The organism is Pseudomonas sp. TMB3-21 (assembly GCF_054898145.1).
In genome coordinates this window covers 1,556,307-1,574,748 of record NZ_CM142718.1, presented here as the reverse complement: position 1 = coordinate 1,574,748, position 18,442 = coordinate 1,556,307, and the positions used below count along the sequence as shown (strand labels likewise).

Sequence of the window (18,442 nt, the reverse complement as noted above, 5' to 3'; positions counted from 1 at the left end):
CAAACTCAAGATTTCAATGCTTCGGCAAGGTTTGCGAGTTTGCCGCGAACCGAGCCATCGATAACCAGGTCGCCGGCGCGGATGACAATGCCCCCGATAAGGGATTTGTCTTCCTCGACTTGCAGGCGCACTTCCCGGTTGAGTCGTGCACTGAGAACCTTGGCGAGTTTGTCTTGCTGTTCTTGGTTCAATGCGAAAGCACTGGTCACTTCAACGTCTACCGATTTCTCTTGTTCGGCCTTGTACAGGTCAAACAGAGCGGCAATCTCCGGCAAAAGCGGGAGACGGTCGTTTTCGGCAACGACGTTGATGAAGTTCTGTGCCTTCACATCAAACTTGTCGCCGCACACGTCAATAAACGTGGCGGCCTTGTCTGCGCTCGTCAGTCGCGGGGCCTTGAGCACGCGCTGCATGGTGTCGTCTTGCGACACTGCTGCAGCCAGGCCGAGCATGGCTGACCAAGAGGCCAGTTGCTGGTGGGCCTGGGCGTGCTCGAAGGCTGCCTTAGCGTAAGGTCGGGCCAACGTGGTCAATTCTGCCATGATCGCCCTCGCTTAAATTTCAGCAGCCAGTTTGTTTACCAGCTCCGCGTGCGCGTTTTGATCGATTGTGGCACCCAGGATCTTCTCGGCGCCGCCGACGGCCAGAGCACCCAATTGGGCACGCAGCGCATCTTTGACACTGTTCAGTTCCTGCTCGATCTCGGCCTGAGCCTGAACCTTCACACGGTCAGCGTCGATACGGGCTTTTTCAACAGCCTCTTCGACGATCTGGTTACCGCGTTTCTTGGCCTGCTCAATGATTTCAGCTGCTTGAGCCTTAGCTTCGCGCAGTTGTTGACCCGCTTTATCTTGGGCCAACTCCAGGTCGCGAGCTGCTCGGGCGGCAGCGTCCAGTCCATCCGCGATCTTCTTCTGACGTTCGTGCAAAGCCGCGATGACCGGAGGCCACACGAACTTCATGCAAAACAGTACAAAAATGAAGAACGCAACGGACTGGCCAATCAGGGTTGCATTAATGTTCACGCCAACACCTCGCTCGTTCGTTGCACATCAAACCAATCACTCGAAGGTTCGAGTAATTAGCCAGCGAGTTGACCAACGAATGGGTTCGCGAAGGTGAAGAACAGAGCGATACCAACACCGATCATGGTTACGGCGTCGAGCAGGCCGGCAACGATGAACATTTTGACTTGCAGCATTGGAACCATTTCTGGCTGACGCGCTGCGCCTTCCAGGAACTTGCCACCCAACAGGCCGAAACCAATTGCGGTACCCAGTGCGCCCAGGCCGATCAACAGTGCAACAGCGATAGCGGTTAGACCAACTACAGTTTCCATCTTTCCTCCCGACTTTTACGTCGTATGGTTTAGGTTTTTTAGATTTTAAAGCGGTAAAACAAATCGTTTCATGCCCTGGTGGGCACCCACCCGTTTCACCGGGTGGGACATCAGACTAGTCGAGACTGGTCTTAATGGTTCTCTTCGTGCGCCATCGACAGGTAAACGATGGTCAGCATCATGAAGATAAACGCCTGCAGGGTGATGATCAGGATGTGGAACACAGCCCACGCCCACTGCAGAACTACGCCCAGGCCGCTAAGCCAGAGCAGACCGCTGCCGAACATAACAGCAATCAGAATGAAGACCAGCTCGCCGGCATACATGTTGCCGAACAGTCGCAGTGCCAGCGAAATCGGCTTGGCGATCAGCGTCACGAACTCCAGCAGGAAGTTGACCGGAATCAACAGCGCTTGCAGGAAAATGTTCTTGCTGCCAAACGGGTGCAGGGTCAGTTCGCCGATGAAGCCGCCGATGCCCTTGACCTTGATGCTGTAGAAAATGATCAACGCGAACACCGACAGGGCCATGCCCAGGGTAGCGTTCGGGTCAGTGGTCGATACCGCACGGAACGGAATGTGTGGATCGCCAGTGATCAGGATGGCCAGCTGAGGAATCCAGTCAACCGGGATAAGGTCGACGGCGTTCATCAGGAAGACCCAGACGAAGATGGTCAGTGCCAACGGTGCAATCACCGGGCTACGGCCATGGAAGCTGTCCTTCACGCTGCCATCGACGAATTCGACCAATACTTCAACGAAGTTCTGCAAAGCACCAGGCTGACCCGAAGTCGCCTTCTTCGCCGCCATGCGGAAAAGAAGAACGAAAATCAGACCCAACGCGACCGACCAGCCGAGAGTATCGACGTGGAAAGCCCAGAAGCCCATTTCCTTGGCTTCTGCTGCGGTGTGGGCAAAACCCCACCCGCCAGTTGGGTGCTGACCGAAGGTCAGGTTCTGCAAGTGGTGCTGGATATAGCCCGAAGCGGTTGTCTCTGCCATGGTTGCCTCAAACGCCCTAAGGTCTCGAAAGTCTTGTTCTCATCAGCAGGGGCGCGAACCAGCTGACCAGTTGGGTCAACACGAAGACACCGAATACAGCTATCGGCGCCAATGGCTTCACACCTGCGAACGTCAATGCAAAAAGCACTGCCGTCAAAATCAGTTTGCCCGCCTCACCGGCATAAAAAGACCGGACGATGGCTTGAGCTGCTCGGGCGCCGGAAAACCGAAATGCCCTGTGAGCGAAATAAACATTGGGCAGCAAGGCTATCAGGCCTCCGCAAAGTCCCGAGTACCCGGCAACGACTCCGTGCCATTGCCAGAGCGCCAAAGTGGCAATCAGCAAAACCACGAATTGAGCCATTAACACCGGAAATACTGCCAGGCGATGGAACGGCAAGCGGTTTGGCGTGCGGCTTTCCATCACAATTACTCCCCAATGGCCGGCTGCCAGAATTCAATAACTTGGCATAATTTGTGCCGACAAAATGCGCGCAGAGTATAGGGGCGGTTCTGCCCCTATTCAACTGTCAGGTAGTGATTTCCGACTGCACGCTACATGAGTAAATGTTTCAGCGGATGTGTGCGAGCACACCTTGAAGTTCATCCAGGGAGTTATAACCGATCACCAACTGCCCTTTCCCTTTCTTCCCGTGACGAATCTGCACCGCAGAGCCTAGGCGCTCGGCCAGGCGCTGCTCGAGTCGCGCGATATCCGGGTCCGGTTTTGACGGTTCCAGCGGCTCCGGTTTGCCACTCAGCCACTGACGAACCAGTGCCTCGGTTTGGCGCACAGTCAGGCCTCGTGCGACAACGTGTCGCGCCCCTTCAACCTGTTGATTCTCCGGCAAACCGAGCAAGGCACGTGCATGACCCATTTCCAGGTCGCCGTGCGACAGCATGGTTTTGATCACTTCCGGCAACGCAATCAAGCGCAGCAGGTTGGCAACAGTCACTCGCGACTTGCCCACCGCCTCGGCGACTTGTTGCTGCGTCAGCTGGAATTCCTGCTGCAAACGCTGCAACGCGACCGCTTCTTCGATCGGATTGAGGTCTTCACGCTGGATGTTCTCGATCAGCGCCATGGCGATCGCGGTTTCATCCGGCACATCGCGCACCATCGCCGGAATGGTTTCCTGGCCTGCCTGCTGGCTGGCACGCCAGCGACGTTCGCCGGCAATGATCTCGAAACGACCGCCACCAATCGGACGCACCACGATCGGCTGCATCACACCTTGGGCCTTGATCGAATGCGCCAGCTCTTCGAGCGCCTGTGGGTCCATGTCCCGGCGTGGCTGGTATTTGCCGCGCTGGATCAGGTCAAGCGGCAAATGCTGCAACTCACGTTGATCGGCTTGCACCGCTTGTTCTTCCAGCGAGCTGACAGTCGGACCGCTCAGCAGTGCATCCAGTCCACGTCCGAGACCTCGTTTCTTGACGGCCATGGGGATTCCTTAAGTTGGCTGAGCAGCGGCGGTGCGTGAGTTTTTGCGCTGACGACGAACCATCTCGCCCGCCAATGCCAGATAGGCGATAGCGCCCCGCGACGACTTGTCGTACGCCAATGCGGGCATGCCGTAGCTGGGTGCTTCTGCCAGACGGATGTTACGCGGAATCACGGTGTCGTAGAGCTGATCGCCGAAATGTTCCTTGAGCTGTGCCGAGACGTCATTCATCAGGCTCAGCCGCGGGTCGTACATCGTCCGCAACAGGCCTTCGACTTTCAGGTTCGGGTTGAGCAATTCAGCGATGCGCTTGATGTTATCCACAAGGTCACTCAAGCCTTCCAGCGCGAAGTACTCGCACTGCATGGGGATGATGACCCCATCGGCGGCGACCAGCGCATTGAGCGTGAGCATCGACAGCGACGGAGGGCAGTCGATCAAAATGTAATCGTAGTTTTCACGAATCGGTGCCAAAGCGCTGCGCAGACGACTTTCCTTCATCTGCATTTCCAGCAGCACAACTTCCGCGGCGGTGAGGTCGCGGTTGGCTGGTAACAGCTGGTAACCACCATGCTCGGAATAGTGCATGGCCTGGCCCAGATCGCACTCGCCGATGAGCACATCGTAAATCGAATTTTCCAGCCCGTGTTTATCCACACCGCTACCCATGGTGGCGTTGCCTTGTGGATCGAGATCGATCAACAGCACCCGTCGCTTGGTAGCGACAAGCGAAGCTGCGAGGTTGATACAGGTGGTGGTTTTGCCCACACCACCCTTTTGGTTCGCTATCGCGAATACCTTAGCCATTCTTGCGTGTGTTCCCAATCATGCCGTGCGGCGCAGTATCAGCAGATGGCGTTGGCCTTGGCAACCAGGTACGGCCAAGGCGTGTTCGCTATCGAGGTAAAAATCTGCCGGCAATGCTACCAGCTCATCGGCCGGATGAACGCCCTTCATTGCCAACCAGCGCGTATCTGCATCGCCAAGGTGGCGCGTCCAGTTGCTGAAGTTTTCCATGCTGCTGAACGCCCGGGAAATGATCCCGTTGAACGGCTGTGCAGGCTGGAAAGCTTCAACGCGACTGTGGATAACTTGCAGATTATCCAGTTTCAATTCGAGTTTGACCTGAGTCAAAAAGCGGGTTTTCTTGCCGTTACTGTCCAGGCACGTGACCTGCGACTGCGGAAACAGGATCGCCAACGGGATACCCGGCATACCGCCGCCGCTGCCGACGTCCAGCCAGCGACCGTTTTCGATGAACGACATCACGCTCAGACTATCCAGCAAGTGACGCGAGACCATTTCATCCGGATCGCGCACGGCAGTCAGGTTGTAAGCCTTGTTCCATTTGATCAACAGGGCCAGGTAACCCAGCAATTGCTCGTGCTGGGCTTCACTCAACGTGACGCCGAGCTGGCGGGCACCTGTGGATAACTCTTCGGCGTGTTGCGAGGTGACCAACGAACTCAAGCGCTTTGCTCCAGCTGACGGCCCGCGCCGCGTTTTTTCAAATGGATCATCAACAGCGAAATCGCTGCCGGAGTGACGCCCGGAATGCGCGACGCCTGGCCCAGTGTCTCTGGACGGGTCGCACCGAGCTTGCCCTGGATCTCTTTGGAGAGACCGGAAATATTCGTGTAATCGATATCCACAGGCAGTTTGGTATTTTCGCTGGCGCGCAGCCGGGCGATCTCATCCTGTTGACGGTCGATGTAACCGGCGTATTTCGTCTTGATCTCGACCTGCTCGGCAACTTGTGGATCTTCCGCCCCGTCGCCAGTCACGGAAATCAGGCCCGCATAGTCGATTTCAGGACGGCTGAGCAAATTGAGCAAGTTGTATTCATGGGTCAGCGGGGTGCCAAATTTTTCGGATATCGCATTGCCCTGCTGCGTGCCGGGGCGAACCCAGGTGCTTTTCAAGCGCTGTTCTTCCACCGTAATGCTTTCGCGCTTGGTGCAGAACGCAGCCCAGCGGGCGTCGTCGACAAGACCCAGCTCGCGACCCTTTTCGGTCAGACGAAGGTCGGCGTTGTCTTCGCGCAAGATCAGGCGGTACTCGGCACGGGAGGTGAACATCCGGTAAGGCTCTTGAGTACCGAGAGTAATCAGGTCATCAACCAACACCCCGATGTACGCTTCGTCACGACGCGGACACCAGGCGTCTTTGCCCTGGGCGCGCAGCGCTGCGTTGGCACCGGCGAGCAAACCTTGGGCACCGGCCTCTTCGTAACCGGTGGTGCCGTTGATTTGCCCGGCGAAAAACAATCCGCCGATGACTTTGGTTTCCAGGTTGTATTTCAGATCACGCGGGTCGAAATAGTCGTACTCGATGGCGTAGCCAGGGCGAACGATGTGCGCATTTTCCATGCCGCGAATCGATTGCACGATCTGCAATTGCACGTCGAACGGCAAGGATGTGGAAATCCCGTTCGGGTACAGCTCGTGAGTGGTCAGGCCTTCCGGTTCGATGAAGACCTGATGGCTTTCCTTGTCGGCAAAGCGATGAATCTTGTCTTCGATCGACGGGCAATAACGCGGGCCAATGCCTTCGATCAAACCGGCATCGGAATACATCGGCGAACGGTCGAGGTTGGCCGTGATGATTTCGTGTGTCCGCGCATTCGTGTGGGTAATCCAGCAGCTCACCTGCTTAGGATGCTGTTCCCTGGAGCCCATGAACGACATCACCGGGATCGGCGTATCGCCTGCCTGCTCGGTCATCACCGAGAAATCCACAGAACGGCCGTCGATACGCGGCGGTGTCCCGGTTTTCAGGCGTCCGACGCGCAAAGGCAATTCGCGCAAACGGTGGGCCAGGGCAATCGACGGAGGATCGCCAGCACGACCGCCGGAATAATTCTGCATGCCGATGTGGATAAGTCCGCCAAGAAACGTGCCGGTGGTCAAAACCACCGAATTGGCGAGGAAACGCAGGCCCATTTGGGTGACGACACCACGGACCTGCTCCTGCTCGACGATCAAGTCATCAGCGGCTTGTTGAAATATCCACAGGTTCGGCTGGTTTTCCAGTGTTTCGCGAACGGCAGCCTTGTACAGAACCCGGTCAGCCTGTGCGCGAGTTGCACGGACGGCCGGGCCTTTACGGCTGTTCAGCACGCGAAATTGAATACCACCTTTGTCGGTAGCCATGGCCATCGCGCCGCCGAGGGCATCGATTTCCTTGACCAGATGGCTTTTGCCAATCCCGCCAATGGCAGGGTTGCAGCTCATGGCACCGAGGGTTTCCACGTTATGCGTCAGCAACAGGGTTTTTGCCCCCATGCGTGCAGACGCCAGTGCTGCCTCGGTACCGGCATGACCGCCACCGATGACGATCACTTCAAAACGGGAAGGGAAATCCACCACGCACCTCGTGCCTGCTTCAAATCAGGTAATCAGAAAATAGTAAGAGCACAGGTTTTCGAACCTGGTCGGCAAGTATAGGGACTTCGCCCTCCCTAAAGAACCCTTTGCACAAAATTCGACCAGCTGTGGAAAACTCGCGGTTATAGAAATTAAAAAGAAAGAAATTTATTAAATCTTTGTTTTTATGTTTATTTCTACTGAGCATGTTTTCTGTGGATAGATCTCTGTATCCCTTTATTCACGCTGTGTACAGAGATTCAAAACCCTGTGCCCATGTGGCCATAAGCGCGTTGGATAACCGGTTTAAGCCTGTGGATGAATGGGGTGCTTATCCACAGGGGCAGTTATCTGCAGTTTTCACGCCCTGTTATCAACTGATCTTAGGGGCAGTTATTCACAGGGCTTAAACCCGGAAAATGTGTAGAACGGAGAATTGCAGGCGCGAAAAATCCGCATGAGCTGAGGAATCTGCTCGGCAGGGAGGGAAATGTTTTCATGAAAAGACAAGACAGACAGGCGCGTTACACCTGTCTGGGGATCGGAGGAAGGTCTATTTACCGATGCAGAAGCTGGAAAATATCCTGCCCAGCAGATCATCGGAGCTGAAGGCGCCGGTGATTTCACCTAAAGAATGCTGCGCTTGTCGAAGATCTTCGGCCAGCAGTTCTCCGGCTCCAGCCAAGGTCAGTTGTGCACGACCATGCTCAAGGGAAGCGCTGGCATGGCGTAGCGCGTCTAGGTGACGCCTGCGAGCACTGAAGCTGCTCTCTGACGTCTGCTCATAGCCCATGCAGGCCTTGAGGTGTTCGCGCAGTAACTCCAGTCCTTCACCGGCCGACCTGGCGCTCAAGCTTAAAGTGACGTGGCCATCGTCACTGACCTCCATCGCAATGGCTTCACCGGTCAGATCTGCCTTGTTTCGAATTAGCGTAACCTTCGCCGGGTCGGGGCGGACCTCGAGAAACTCAGGCCACAACGCAAAAGGATCCAGCGCTTCAGGGGCAGTGGCGTCGACGACCAATAACACCCGGTCGGCTTCTCCAATGGCTTTCAGCGCCCGCTCGACGCCGATCTTCTCAACCTGGTCATCGGTAGCGCGCAGGCCTGCAGTGTCGACCACATGCAGCGGCATACCATCGATGTGGATATGTTCGCGGAGAATGTCACGGGTAGTGCCGGCAATCTCAGTGACGATCGCAGCCTCGCGGCCGGCCAAAGCATTTAACAGGCTGGATTTGCCGGCATTCGGTCGTCCGGCAATCACCACCGTCATGCCGTCACGCAGCAATGCCCCCTGCCCGGCTTCACGCAGCACGGTGGATAACTCCTCGCGAACTTTGTCGAGCATGCTCAGGACGTGGCCGTCCGCGAGAAAGTCGATTTCTTCTTCCGGAAAGTCGATTGCGGCCTCGACATAGATGCGCAGTCCGATCAATTGCTCGGTCAGGCTATGCACACGCTCGGAAAAGGCGCCCTGCAACGATCGCAATGCATTGCGCGCAGCCTGTGCTGAACTCGCCTCGATCAGGTCTGCGATAGCTTCAGCCTGTGCCAAGTCGAGCTTGTCATTGAGGAAGGCACGCTCGCTGAATTCCCCCGGGCGAGCAAGACGGCAGCCCAGTTCAAGGCAACGCTTGAGCAGCATGTCCAGCACAACCGGACCACCATGACCTTGAAGCTCCAGCACATCCTCACCGGTAAATGAGTTCGGACCGGGGAAATACAGGGCGATGCCCTGATCCAGTACCTCATCGTCTTCACCGAGGAATGCGCCATAGTGGGCAAAGCGCGGTTTTAACTCACGACCGCTGAAAGCTTTGGCCGCGGCGCTCGCCAGCGGCCCGGAAATACGGACAATGCCCACGCCGCCTCGACCTTGGGCGGTGGCGACGGCAGCAATGGTTTCACGAGGTACGCTCATAAACCGGTTTCCCGATAAAGTGACAGATAGCAAAACGCCCCACTAGGGGGCGTTTTGAGTGGTGTTGTCCACAGAGTAAGTTACGCCTCGGCTTTTTTCGCAGCCAATTCGACTTTACGCGTGATGTACCACTGTTGGGCGATGGACAGGCAGTTGTTGACCACCCAGTACAGCACCAGACCAGCCGGGAACCACAGGAAGAAGAAGGTGAAAATGATTGGCATCATTTTCATGACCTTCGCCTGCATCGGATCCGGAGGAGTCGGGTTCAACTGCTGCTGGATGAACATGGTTGCACCCATGATGATCGGCAGAATGAAGAACGGATCCTTGATCGACAGGTCAGTAATCCACAGCATGAACGGCGCTTGGCGCATCTCGACGCTTTCGAGCAGAACCCAGTACAGCGACAGGAAAACCGGCATCTGCACGAGGATTGGCAAGCAACCACCCAGCGGATTGATCTTCTCTTTCTTGTACAACTCCATCATGGCTTGCGACATTTTCTGCCGGTCATCGCCATGTTGCTCTTTCAAGGCAGCAAGTTTCGGCGCCACTGCACGCATGCGCGCCATGGATTTGTAGCTGGCGGCCGACAGCGGGAAGAAGATCCCTTTGATCAGCATGGTCAGGAAAATAATCGACCAGCCCCAGTTACCAACGAGCGCGTGGATGTGTTGCAGCAGCCAGAAGATTGGCTGGGCAATGAACCACAGAATGCCGTAATCGACAGTCAGCTCCAGACCTGGGGATAACTCTTTCAGCACAGCCTGGCTTTTCGGGCCGGCGTACAGAACGGCACTGGTTTCGGCTTTGGCACCTGGCGCGACGGACATTGCCGGGCCGGTGTAACCAATGATGTAGTTGCCTTTGCTGTCTTTACGGGTCTGGACGACGTTGTTTTCGCCCTTGGCCGGAATCCACGCAGTCACGAAGTAGTGCTGCAACCAGGCAACCCAACCACCGCTGACGGTTTCCTTCAACTGCGCCTTGTCCATGTCCTTCATGGACACTTTCTTGTACGGCTCGCCACTTGTCCACAGGGCTGCGCCCAGGTAAGTCGCGGTACCGGTAGCGGTAGTCGAAGATGGATCGGAACTGGCGTCGCGCTTCAACTGCGCAAACATCGCACCGGACCAGGGCTGTGCGCTCTGGTTATCGATCAGGTAGGAAACTGTAACGTCATACAGGCCACGTTTAAGCGTGAAACGCTTGATGTAATTGACGCCGTCCTTGCTGAACTTCAGGTCTACGACCAATTGGTCCTGACCGTCAGCCAGTTGATAAACCTTCTTCTCCGAAGCGTAAACCGGACGACCGGCCGGGCTTGCGTCCGGACCATTGGTGCCAATCAGACCGCTTTGCGCCAGGTAAGTCAGTTCACCGCCGTTATCAAACAGCTGGAACGGAATTTCCGGATGATCCTGACGACGTGGATACAGCGGCAATTTCAGCTGAGCGACATCGCCACCTTGTGGATCGACTGCCAGATCGAGCACATCCGTTTTGATCTGGATGAGGTCTTTGCTCGCAGCTACCGGAGTTTCAGTAGGTGCAGTAGCGCTGGTATCGCTTGCGGCGCGGGGAATGTCGTCACTGACAGAAGCATTATTGCCAGTCGCCGTGTCCGGTAGGCCCGGTGCGGTAGTACTGGAAGCAACATTCTGAGTCGGCAGGGCAGTCTGGCCATAGTCCTGGTTCCATTTAAGAACCATAACGTAGGACACGATTGCCAGGGCGACGATCAGGATCGTGCGTTTGATATCCATGATTACTCGGCCATCGAAGAAGAACGGGAGGTAGGGATAGGCGGAACCGGGTCATAACCACCGGGATTCCACGGATGACAGCGACCTAAACGACGAAAGGTCAGCCAGCCACCGCGCAGAAGGCCATGATTTTCTATGGCTTCTAACGCGTAGCAGGAACAGCTGGGGTAGAAACGACAGTGACTGGCCATCAGAGGACTGATGGCATAGCGATAAAACTGGATCGGAACGAGTGCCAGTTTACGCATCGGGACTGTCTACCCCTACAGTTTCGGTTTTGACTGCCGGCACTGGCGTGCTGCGTGCCAGACGCTTCCAGAGTTTGCCGAAATGCTGAATCAATTCGGGGTTTTCTACGTCGCCCAAACCTTTGCGCGCGACGATAACAATGTCCCAGCCGACCAGAGAATCCTGGTTCAGACGAAACGATTCGCGCATCAGACGTTTGAGGCGATTGCGCTCGACGGAGAGCTTGACGCTCTTTTTCCCGATAACCAGCCCGAGACGGGGGTGATCAAGATCGTTATTGCGCGCAAGGAGCAGGAGATTTTTCCCCGGAACCTTGCCGGTAGGGGAGTCAAAGACTGCCTTGAAATGCCGGGGGGTAAGCAAACGCTTTTCCCGACTGAAGTCCTGACTCACCTCCAGTGCCGGATTATCAAACTGCCAGACGCGCACGACCTTTGGCGCGACGACGCGACAGGACTGCGCGACCGTTTTTGGTTGCCATGCGAGCACGGAAACCGTGGGTACGAGCGCGTTTGATAGTGCTTGGTTGGAAAGTACGTTTCATTGTCGTGTTACCTGGTTCGTCCACAACGGGCCGGAATGGCCCCCGTTTTAAGAGACCGGGGATTCTAGAGAAAGCAAGCCTTCAGGTCAATTTCCAACCAACGTTTCCTTATAAATAGATCCGCTGAAGATTTTGCGCCTCAGGCCATCACTCAATATAAAAATTAAGAAAGAAAGTATTTAAAGCTTTTCTGTAAAGCTTATAAAAGCTAGGGACCCGATCTTCTGTGGATAACCCAGTCGAGACCTTTAAAAACGTGATGTACAGAGAATGACAACTACCGTGGAAAACGGTGGTCAGGCTGTGCTGCACTGTCGGATAACCTGTGGGTGAATCACCTGTTTATCCACAGGCTGGTTATCCACTGGGTTTTGCCCCTACTTGTGCAATGGCCTTAAGTGAGGTTATCCACAGAGCTTATTCACAGACCACTGGTCGTCTTTTTACCGTGCGTTACACTCGGTCATCATGGTTTCAAGGCAACCTTCGTGTGGATAAGTCGGCGTCTCATCGCTACAATGGCCGCTTGTTTTTGCCTCACCGGCTTTCGACTTAGGGGATATCCGTGTCAGTGGAACTTTGGCAGCAGTGCGTGGAGCTTTTGCGCGACGAGCTGCCTGCCCAACAATTCAACACTTGGATCCGTCCACTACAGGTCGAAGCCGAAGGCGACGAACTGCGTGTTTACGCGCCGAATCGGTTTGTGCTCGACTGGGTCAACGAAAAGTACCTGGGCCGGGTCATGGAATTGCTCGACGAGCATGGCAATGGCCTCGCGCCTGCGCTCTCCTTGTTAATAGGCAGCAAGCGCAGTTCAGCACCACGTGCTGCACCGAATGCGCCGCTGGCCGCTGCGGCCTCGCAGGCTCAGATAACTCATGCCCCGGTCAATGCGCCGCAAGTCTCACCTGTAGCCGCACCGACCAAGCGCTCCACGCAAAAACTCGCCGACATGAGCGAGGAGCCGTCTCGCGACAGCTTCGACCCGATGGCAGGCGCCAGTTCGCAGCAAGCTCCGATTCGTTCCGAGCAGCGCACGGTCCAGGTCGAAGGTGCGCTCAAGCACACCAGTTACCTGAACCGTACCTTCACCTTCGAAAACTTCGTTGAGGGTAAGTCCAACCAGCTGGCACGCGCAGCTGCCTGGCAGGTCGCAGACAATCCCAAGCACGGTTACAACCCGCTCTTCCTTTATGGCGGTGTTGGTTTGGGTAAGACGCACTTGATGCATGCTGTGGGTAACCATCTGTTAAAGAAGAATCCGAACGCCAAGGTCGTGTACCTGCATTCCGAGCGTTTCGTGGCCGACATGGTCAAGGCGCTGCAACTGAACGCGATCAACGAATTCAAGCGTTTCTATCGTTCGGTAGATGCACTGCTGATCGATGACATTCAGTTTTTCGCCCGCAAGGAGCGCTCGCAGGAAGAATTCTTCCACACCTTCAACGCGTTGCTTGAAGGTGGTCAGCAGGTCATTCTTACCAGTGACCGCTATCCAAAAGAAATCGAAGGCCTGGAAGAGCGCTTGAAATCTCGCTTTGGCTGGGGCTTGACGGTTGCTGTCGAGCCGCCGGAGCTGGAGACACGTGTAGCAATCCTGATGAAAAAGGCCGATCAGGCCAAAGTCGATCTGCCGCACGATGCTGCGTTCTTCATTGCCCAGCGCATTCGCTCCAACGTCCGCGAGCTGGAAGGCGCGCTGAAACGCGTGATCGCCCATTCGCACTTCATGGGCCGCGACATCACCATCGAGCTGATTCGTGAATCCCTGAAGGACCTTTTGGCACTTCAAGACAAACTGGTCTCTGTGGATAACATTCAGCGCACGGTCGCCGAGTACTACAAAATCAAGATTTCGGATTTGCTATCCAAGCGTCGTTCACGCTCGGTCGCTCGTCCGCGTCAGGTTGCCATGGCGTTGTCCAAGGAGTTGACTAACCACAGCCTGCCGGAAATCGGCGATGTGTTTGGCGGCCGCGACCACACGACCGTTTTGCACGCCTGCCGCAAGATCAACGAACTCAAGGAATCCGACGCGGACATCCGCGAGGACTACAAGAACCTGCTGCGTACACTGACTACTTGATGAACACCAGCGCAGCTTATTAAGGCAAGGGACTAGACCATGCATTTCACCATTCAACGCGAAGCCCTGTTGAAACCTCTGCAACTGGTCGCAGGCGTTGTCGAACGCCGACAGACCTTGCCGGTGCTCTCCAACGTGCTGCTGGTTGTCGAAGGCCAGCAACTGTCGCTGACCGGTACCGATCTGGAAGTCGAGCTGGTGGGTCGTGTGCAGCTCGACGAGCCTGCCGATCCAGGTTCGATTACTGTACCCGCGCGCAAGCTGATGGATATCTGCAAAAGCTTGCCGAACGATGCACTGATCGACATCAAGGTCGACGAGCAAAAACTCGTGGTGAAGGCCGGCCGCAGCCGCTTTACCCTTTCGACCTTGCCGGCCGACGATTTCCCGACGGTAGAAGAAGGCCCGGGCTCTCTGACCTGCAGCCTGGAGCAGAGCAAGCTACGCCGTCTGATCGAGCGCACCAGCTTCGCCATGGCCCAACAGGACGTTCGTTATTACCTGAACGGCATGTTGCTGGAAGTCTCGGCGGGCATCATCCGCGCTGTGGCAACCGACGGTCACCGTCTGGCGATGTGCTCGATGCAGGCAGACATTGGTCAACCGGATCGCCATCAGGTGATCGTGCCGCGCAAGGGTATTCTTGAGTTGGCGCGTCTGCTGACCGAACCGGACGGCATTGTCAGCATCGTCCTTGGTCAACACCACATCCGTGCGACTACTGGCGAGTTCACCTTCACCTCGAAACTGGTCGACGGTAAATTCCCGGATTACGAGCGCGTGCTGCCCAAAGGTGGCGACAAGCTGGTATTGGGCGACCGTCAGGCATTGCGCGAAGCGTTTAGTCGTACCGCTATTCTGTCCAACGAGAAGTACCGCGGTATCCGTCTGCAGCTGGCCAATGGTCAGTTGAAGATCCAGGCCAATAACCCGGAGCAGGAAGAAGCCGAAGAAGAGGTTGGCGTTGAGTACAACGGCGGCAACCTCGAAATCGGTTTTAACGTGAGCTACCTGCTCGACGTGCTGGGTGTGATGACTACTGAACAGGTGCGCCTGATTTTGTCCGACTCCAACAGCAGTGCGCTGGTGCAAGAGTCGGATAATGACGACTCGGCATACGTTGTCATGCCGATGCGTCTGTAATCATGCTCAGCAGAAGCTAGATGTCCTTAAGTCGCGTCTCGGTCACCGCGGTGCGCAATCTGCACCCGGTGACCTTCTCCCCCTCCCCCCGAATCAATATTCTTTACGGCGCTAACGGCAGCGGTAAAACCAGTGTGTTGGAAGCCATTCACCTGTTGGGGCTTGCCCGTTCGTTTCGTAGCAGCCGTCTGTTGCCAGTCATTCAGTACGAGCAGTTGGCGTGCACGGTGTTTGGCCAGGTAGAGCTGGCCGAGGGTGGGCACAGTGCGTTGGGGATCTCACGCGATCGCCAAGGTGAATTTCAGATTCGCATTGATGGGCAGAACGCACGCAGCGCGGCTCAACTGGCTGAGATTCTTCCGCTGCAGTTGATCAACCCTGACAGCTTCCGCCTGCTTGAAGGTGCACCGAAGATTCGCCGGCAGTTTCTCGACTGGGGTGTGTTCCACGTGGAACCGCGTTTCATGTCGACTTGGCAACGCTTGCAGAAGGCCCTGCGCCAGAGAAACTCTTGGCTGCGGCATGGTACACTTGACGCCGTTTCGCAAGCGGTTTGGGACAGAGAACTGTGCCAGGCCAGCGCTGAAATTGATGAATATCGCCGCGCCTATATCAAAGCCTTGAAACCAGTCTTTGAACAGACCTTGAGCGAACTGGTTGAGCTTCAAGGTTTGACGCTCAGCTATTACCGAGGTTGGGACAAAGACCGTGAGTTGAGTGCAGTACTTGCCGGGTCTTTTCAACGGGATCAGCAAATGGGTCATACCCAGGCAGGACCGCAACGAGCTGATTTGCGCCTTCGATTGGGTGCACACAACGCAGCGGACATATTGTCCCGTGGTCAGCAGAAGCTGGTGGTTTGTGCTTTGCGGATCGCCCAAGGGCATCTGGTCAGTCAAGCCCGTCGCGGGCAGTGTATTTATCTGGTGGATGACTTGCCTTCCGAATTGGACGAGCACCACCGTCGCGCACTTTGTCGCTTGTTGGAAGACTTACGCTGCCAGGTGTTTATCACCTGTGTAGATCATGAATTACTGAGGGAAGGCTGGCAGACGGAAACGCCAGTCGCTTTGTTCCACGTGGAACAGGGCCGTATCACCCAGACCCACGACCATCGGGAGTGAAGGCATTGAGCGAAGAAAATACGTACGACTCAACGAGCATTAAAGTGCTGAAAGGCCTGGATGCCGTACGCAAACGTCCCGGTATGTACATTGGTGACACCGACGATGGCAGCGGTCTCCACCACATGGTATTCGAGGTGGTTGATAACTCGATTGACGAAGCATTGGCTGGCCATTGCGACGACATCAGCATCATCATCCACCCTGACGAGTCCATCACCGTTCGCGACAACGGTCGTGGCATCCCGGTAGACGTGCACAAAGAAGAAGGCGTTTCTGCAGCCGAGGTCATCATGACCGTGCTGCACGCCGGCGGTAAGTTCGATGACAACTCCTACAAAGTATCCGGCGGTCTGCACGGTGTAGGTGTTTCGGTGGTTAACGCGCTGTCCGAGGAGCTGATCCTGACTGTCCGCCGCAGCGGCAAGATCTGGGAGCAGACTTACGTCCACGGTGTTCCACAAGAGCCAATGAAAATCGTTGGCGAGAGCGAAACCACTGGTACCCAGATCCACTTCAAGCCGTCCGATCAAACCTTCAAAAACATCCATTTCAGCTGGGACATCCTGGCGAAGCGGATCCGTGAACTGTCCTTCCTCAACTCCGGTGTCGGCATCGTCCTCAAGGACGAGCGCAGCGGCAAGGAAGAGCTGTTCAAGTACGAAGGCGGTCTGCGTGCGTTTGTTGAGTACCTGAACACCAACAAGACTGCTGTGAACCAGGTGTTCCACTTCAATATCCAGCGTGAAGACGGCATCGGCGTAGAAATCGCTCTGCAGTGGAACGACAGCTTCAACGAGAACCTGTTGTGCTTCACCAACAACATCCCGCAGCGCGACGGCGGCACTCATTTAGTGGGATTCCGTTCGGCACTGACGCGTAACCTCAATACCTACATCGAAGCTGAAGGCCTGGCGAAGAAGCACAAAGTCGCGACCACCGGTGACGATGCACGGGAAGGTTTGACCGCGATTATCTCGGTGAAGGTGCCGGATCCGAAGTTCAGCTCCCAGACCAAAGACAAGCTAGTGTCTTCCGAAGTGAAGACCGCGGTGGAACAGGAGATGGGCAAGTACTTCTCCGACTTCCTGCTGGAGAACCCGAACGAAGCCAAACTGGTCGTCGGTAAGATGATTGATGCGGCACGTGCGCGTGAAGCAGCGCGTAAAGCCCGTGAGATGACTCGCCGTAAAGGCGCGCTGGATATCGCCGGCCTGCCGGGCAAACTGGCGGACTGCCAGGAAAAGGACCCTGCCCTCTCCGAACTCTACCTCGTGGAAGGTGACTCTGCTGGCGGCTCCGCCAAGCAGGGACGTAACCGTCGCACCCAAGCCATCCTGCCGCTGAAGGGCAAGATCCTCAACGTCGAGAAAGCGCGTTTCGACAAGATGATCTCTTCGCAGGAAGTGGGCACCTTGATCACCGCACTGGGCTGTGGCATTGGTCGTGACGAATACAACATCGATAAGCTGCGTTATCACAACATCATTATCATGACCGATGCTGACGTAGACGGTTCGCACATCCGCACCTTGTTGCTGACCTTCTTCTTCCGTCAGCTACCGGAGCTGATCGAGCGCGGTTACATCTACATCGCTCAACCGCCGCTGTACAAGGTCAAGAAAGGCAAGCAAGAGCAATACATCAAAGACGACGACGCCATGGAAGAGTACATGACGCAGTCGGCTTTGGAGGATGCGAGCCTGCACCTGAACGAAGACGCGCCGGGTATCTCGGGCGAAGCGCTTGAGCGTCTGGTGAATGATTTCCGTCTGGTGATGAAGACCCTCAAGCGTTTGTCGCGTCTTTATCCACAGGAGCTGACCGAGCACTTCATCTATCTGCCAGCGGTCAGCATGGAACAACTGTCCGATCATGCTGCCATGCAGGATTGGTTGGCCAAGTATGAAGTGCGTTTGCGCACTGGCGAGAAGTCCGGCTTGGTTTACAAAGCCAGCCTGCGCGAAGACCGTGAACGTAACGTCTGGCTGCCAGAGGTCGAACTGATCTCCCACGGCCTGTCCAACTACGTCACCTTCAACCGCGATTTCTTCGGCAGCAACGATTACAAAACCGTAGTCTCGCTGGGCGCTCAATTGAGCACCTTGCTGGACGACGGCGCGTACATCCAGCGTGGCGAGCGCAGGAAGCCGGTCACCGAGTTCAAGGAAGCCCTTGAATGGCTGATGGCTGAAAGCACCAAGCGTCACACCATCCAGCGCTACAAAGGTCTGGGGGAAATGAACCCGGATCAGCTGTGGGAAACCACCATGGACCCAAGCCAGCGCCGGATGCTCAAGGTGACTATCGAAGACGCCATTGGCGCGGACCAGATCTTCAACACCCTGATGGGTGATGCGGTCGAGCCTCGTCGTGACTTCATCGAGAGCAATGCTCTGGCGGTGTCTAACCTGGATTTCTGATCCGGTCGACCTGCAGTACAAAAAGGCCAG

Annotated in this window: 18 protein-coding genes; 4 read left to right on the top strand and 14 right to left on the bottom strand. The window is 55.9% G+C overall.

Features of this window, described 5'->3' with window-relative positions; all coding sequences use genetic code 11:
* Positions 1-5: 5 nt before the first annotated feature.
* The 14 genes from ACYZTS_RS07320 to rpmH form a co-directional block, all read right to left on the bottom strand.
* Positions 6-542 carry a F0F1 ATP synthase subunit delta gene (locus ACYZTS_RS07320; protein ID WP_008155712.1) on the bottom strand — a complete coding sequence of 179 codons (537 nt, stop codon included), beginning with the start codon at positions 540-542 and terminating at the stop codon, positions 6-8.
* Between the two features lie 12 nt (positions 543-554).
* The gene (locus tag ACYZTS_RS07315; RefSeq protein WP_008027535.1) at positions 555-1,025 is read right to left on the bottom strand and encodes a F0F1 ATP synthase subunit B; all 471 of its coding nucleotides are present in this window, start codon (positions 1,023-1,025) and stop codon (positions 555-557) included.
* Between the two features lie 56 nt (positions 1,026-1,081).
* Positions 1,082-1,339, bottom strand: coding sequence for a F0F1 ATP synthase subunit C (gene atpE, locus ACYZTS_RS07310; RefSeq protein ID WP_002555987.1), 258 nt, complete (start codon positions 1,337-1,339; stop codon positions 1,082-1,084).
* A gap of 131 nt (positions 1,340-1,470) precedes the next feature.
* Positions 1,471-2,340, bottom strand: coding sequence for a F0F1 ATP synthase subunit A (gene atpB / locus ACYZTS_RS07305; protein WP_028620323.1), 870 nt, complete (start codon positions 2,338-2,340; stop codon positions 1,471-1,473).
* 16 nt (positions 2,341-2,356) lie between these two features.
* Positions 2,357-2,764: a F0F1 ATP synthase subunit I gene (locus ACYZTS_RS07300; protein WP_028620324.1), complete on the bottom strand. Its 408-nt coding sequence runs from the start codon at positions 2,762-2,764 to the stop codon at positions 2,357-2,359.
* A gap of 148 nt (positions 2,765-2,912) precedes the next feature.
* Positions 2,913-3,785, bottom strand: coding sequence for a ParB/RepB/Spo0J family partition protein (locus ACYZTS_RS07295; RefSeq protein WP_028620325.1), 873 nt, complete (start codon positions 3,783-3,785; stop codon positions 2,913-2,915).
* Between the two features lie 9 nt (positions 3,786-3,794).
* Complete coding sequence (locus ACYZTS_RS07290; protein ID WP_028620326.1) at positions 3,795-4,592, bottom strand: ParA family protein; 798 nt, start codon at positions 4,590-4,592, stop codon at positions 3,795-3,797.
* Between the two features lie 18 nt (positions 4,593-4,610).
* Positions 4,611-5,255: a 16S rRNA (guanine(527)-N(7))-methyltransferase RsmG gene (gene rsmG, locus ACYZTS_RS07285; protein WP_028620327.1), complete on the bottom strand. Its 645-nt coding sequence runs from the start codon at positions 5,253-5,255 to the stop codon at positions 4,611-4,613.
* Positions 5,252-7,150: a tRNA uridine-5-carboxymethylaminomethyl(34) synthesis enzyme MnmG gene (gene mnmG, locus ACYZTS_RS07280; protein ID WP_461995032.1), complete on the bottom strand. Its 1,899-nt coding sequence runs from the start codon at positions 7,148-7,150 to the stop codon at positions 5,252-5,254. The genes rsmG and mnmG overlap by 4 nt, the downstream gene beginning before the upstream one ends.
* A gap of 553 nt (positions 7,151-7,703) precedes the next feature.
* A complete protein-coding gene (mnmE, locus tag ACYZTS_RS07275; protein ID WP_461995030.1) occupies positions 7,704-9,074 on the bottom strand; it encodes a tRNA uridine-5-carboxymethylaminomethyl(34) synthesis GTPase MnmE in 1,371 nt (456 codons plus the stop codon).
* A gap of 80 nt (positions 9,075-9,154) precedes the next feature.
* A complete protein-coding gene (gene yidC / locus ACYZTS_RS07270; protein WP_028620330.1) occupies positions 9,155-10,843 on the bottom strand; it encodes a membrane protein insertase YidC in 1,689 nt (562 codons plus the stop codon).
* Positions 10,844-10,845: 2 nt separating this feature from the next.
* A complete protein-coding gene (yidD, locus tag ACYZTS_RS07265; RefSeq protein WP_010207715.1) occupies positions 10,846-11,091 on the bottom strand; it encodes a membrane protein insertion efficiency factor YidD in 246 nt (81 codons plus the stop codon).
* A complete protein-coding gene (gene rnpA, locus ACYZTS_RS07260) occupies positions 11,084-11,485 on the bottom strand; it encodes a ribonuclease P protein component (protein ID WP_028620331.1) in 402 nt (133 codons plus the stop codon). Before rnpA ends, yidD begins: the two co-directional genes overlap by 8 nt.
* 16 nt (positions 11,486-11,501) lie before the next feature.
* The gene (gene rpmH / locus ACYZTS_RS07255) at positions 11,502-11,636 is read right to left on the bottom strand and encodes a 50S ribosomal protein L34 (protein WP_003213577.1); all 135 of its coding nucleotides are present in this window, start codon (positions 11,634-11,636) and stop codon (positions 11,502-11,504) included.
* Positions 11,637-12,201: 565 nt separating this feature from the next.
* Here rpmH and dnaA point away from each other — a divergent pair.
* From dnaA to gyrB, 4 genes are read left to right on the top strand one after another with little or no spacing between them, the layout of a single operon-like run.
* Positions 12,202-13,722, top strand: coding sequence for a chromosomal replication initiator protein DnaA (dnaA, locus tag ACYZTS_RS07250; protein WP_461995028.1), 1,521 nt, complete (start codon positions 12,202-12,204; stop codon positions 13,720-13,722).
* 39 nt (positions 13,723-13,761) lie between these two features.
* Positions 13,762-14,865: a DNA polymerase III subunit beta gene (gene dnaN / locus ACYZTS_RS07245; protein ID WP_028620333.1), complete on the top strand. Its 1,104-nt coding sequence runs from the start codon at positions 13,762-13,764 to the stop codon at positions 14,863-14,865.
* Between the two features lie 20 nt (positions 14,866-14,885).
* Positions 14,886-15,989 carry a DNA replication/repair protein RecF gene (gene recF / locus ACYZTS_RS07240; RefSeq protein WP_461995026.1) on the top strand — a complete coding sequence of 368 codons (1,104 nt, stop codon included), beginning with the start codon at positions 14,886-14,888 and terminating at the stop codon, positions 15,987-15,989.
* Between the two features lie 5 nt (positions 15,990-15,994).
* On the top strand, positions 15,995-18,412 hold the full coding sequence (gene gyrB / locus ACYZTS_RS07235; protein WP_461995024.1) for a DNA topoisomerase (ATP-hydrolyzing) subunit B: 2,418 nt from the start codon (positions 15,995-15,997) through the stop codon (positions 18,410-18,412).
* Positions 18,413-18,442 lie beyond the last annotated feature (30 nt).

What these genes read in the sequence shown, in the direction of transcription:
- ACYZTS_RS07320 (WP_008155712.1), bottom strand. Translation starts at nt 542, where the DNA reads ATGGCAGAATTGACCACGTTGGCCCGACCTTACGCTAAGGCAGCCTTC.
- atpE (WP_002555987.1), bottom strand. Translation starts at nt 1,339, where the DNA reads ATGGAAACTGTAGTTGGTCTAACCGCTATCGCTGTTGCACTGTTGATC.
- atpB (WP_028620323.1), bottom strand. Translation starts at nt 2,340, where the DNA reads ATGGCAGAGACAACCGCTTCGGGCTATATCCAGCACCACTTGCAGAAC.
- ACYZTS_RS07300 (WP_028620324.1), bottom strand. Translation starts at nt 2,764, where the DNA reads ATGGAAAGCCGCACGCCAAACCGCTTGCCGTTCCATCGCCTGGCAGTA.
- ACYZTS_RS07295 (WP_028620325.1), bottom strand. Translation starts at nt 3,785, where the DNA reads ATGGCCGTCAAGAAACGAGGTCTCGGACGTGGACTGGATGCACTGCTG.
- ACYZTS_RS07290 (WP_028620326.1), bottom strand. Translation starts at nt 4,592, where the DNA reads ATGGCTAAGGTATTCGCGATAGCGAACCAAAAGGGTGGTGTGGGCAAA.
- mnmE (WP_461995030.1), bottom strand. Translation starts at nt 9,074, where the DNA reads ATGAGCGTACCTCGTGAAACCATTGCTGCCGTCGCCACCGCCCAAGGT.
- yidC (WP_028620330.1), bottom strand. Translation starts at nt 10,843, where the DNA reads ATGGATATCAAACGCACGATCCTGATCGTCGCCCTGGCAATCGTGTCC.
- yidD (WP_010207715.1), bottom strand. Translation starts at nt 11,091, where the DNA reads ATGCGTAAACTGGCACTCGTTCCGATCCAGTTTTATCGCTATGCCATC.
- rpmH (WP_003213577.1), bottom strand. Translation starts at nt 11,636, where the DNA reads ATGAAACGTACTTTCCAACCAAGCACTATCAAACGCGCTCGTACCCAC.
- dnaN (WP_028620333.1), top strand. Translation starts at nt 13,762, where the DNA reads ATGCATTTCACCATTCAACGCGAAGCCCTGTTGAAACCTCTGCAACTG.
- recF (WP_461995026.1), top strand. Translation starts at nt 14,886, where the DNA reads ATGTCCTTAAGTCGCGTCTCGGTCACCGCGGTGCGCAATCTGCACCCG.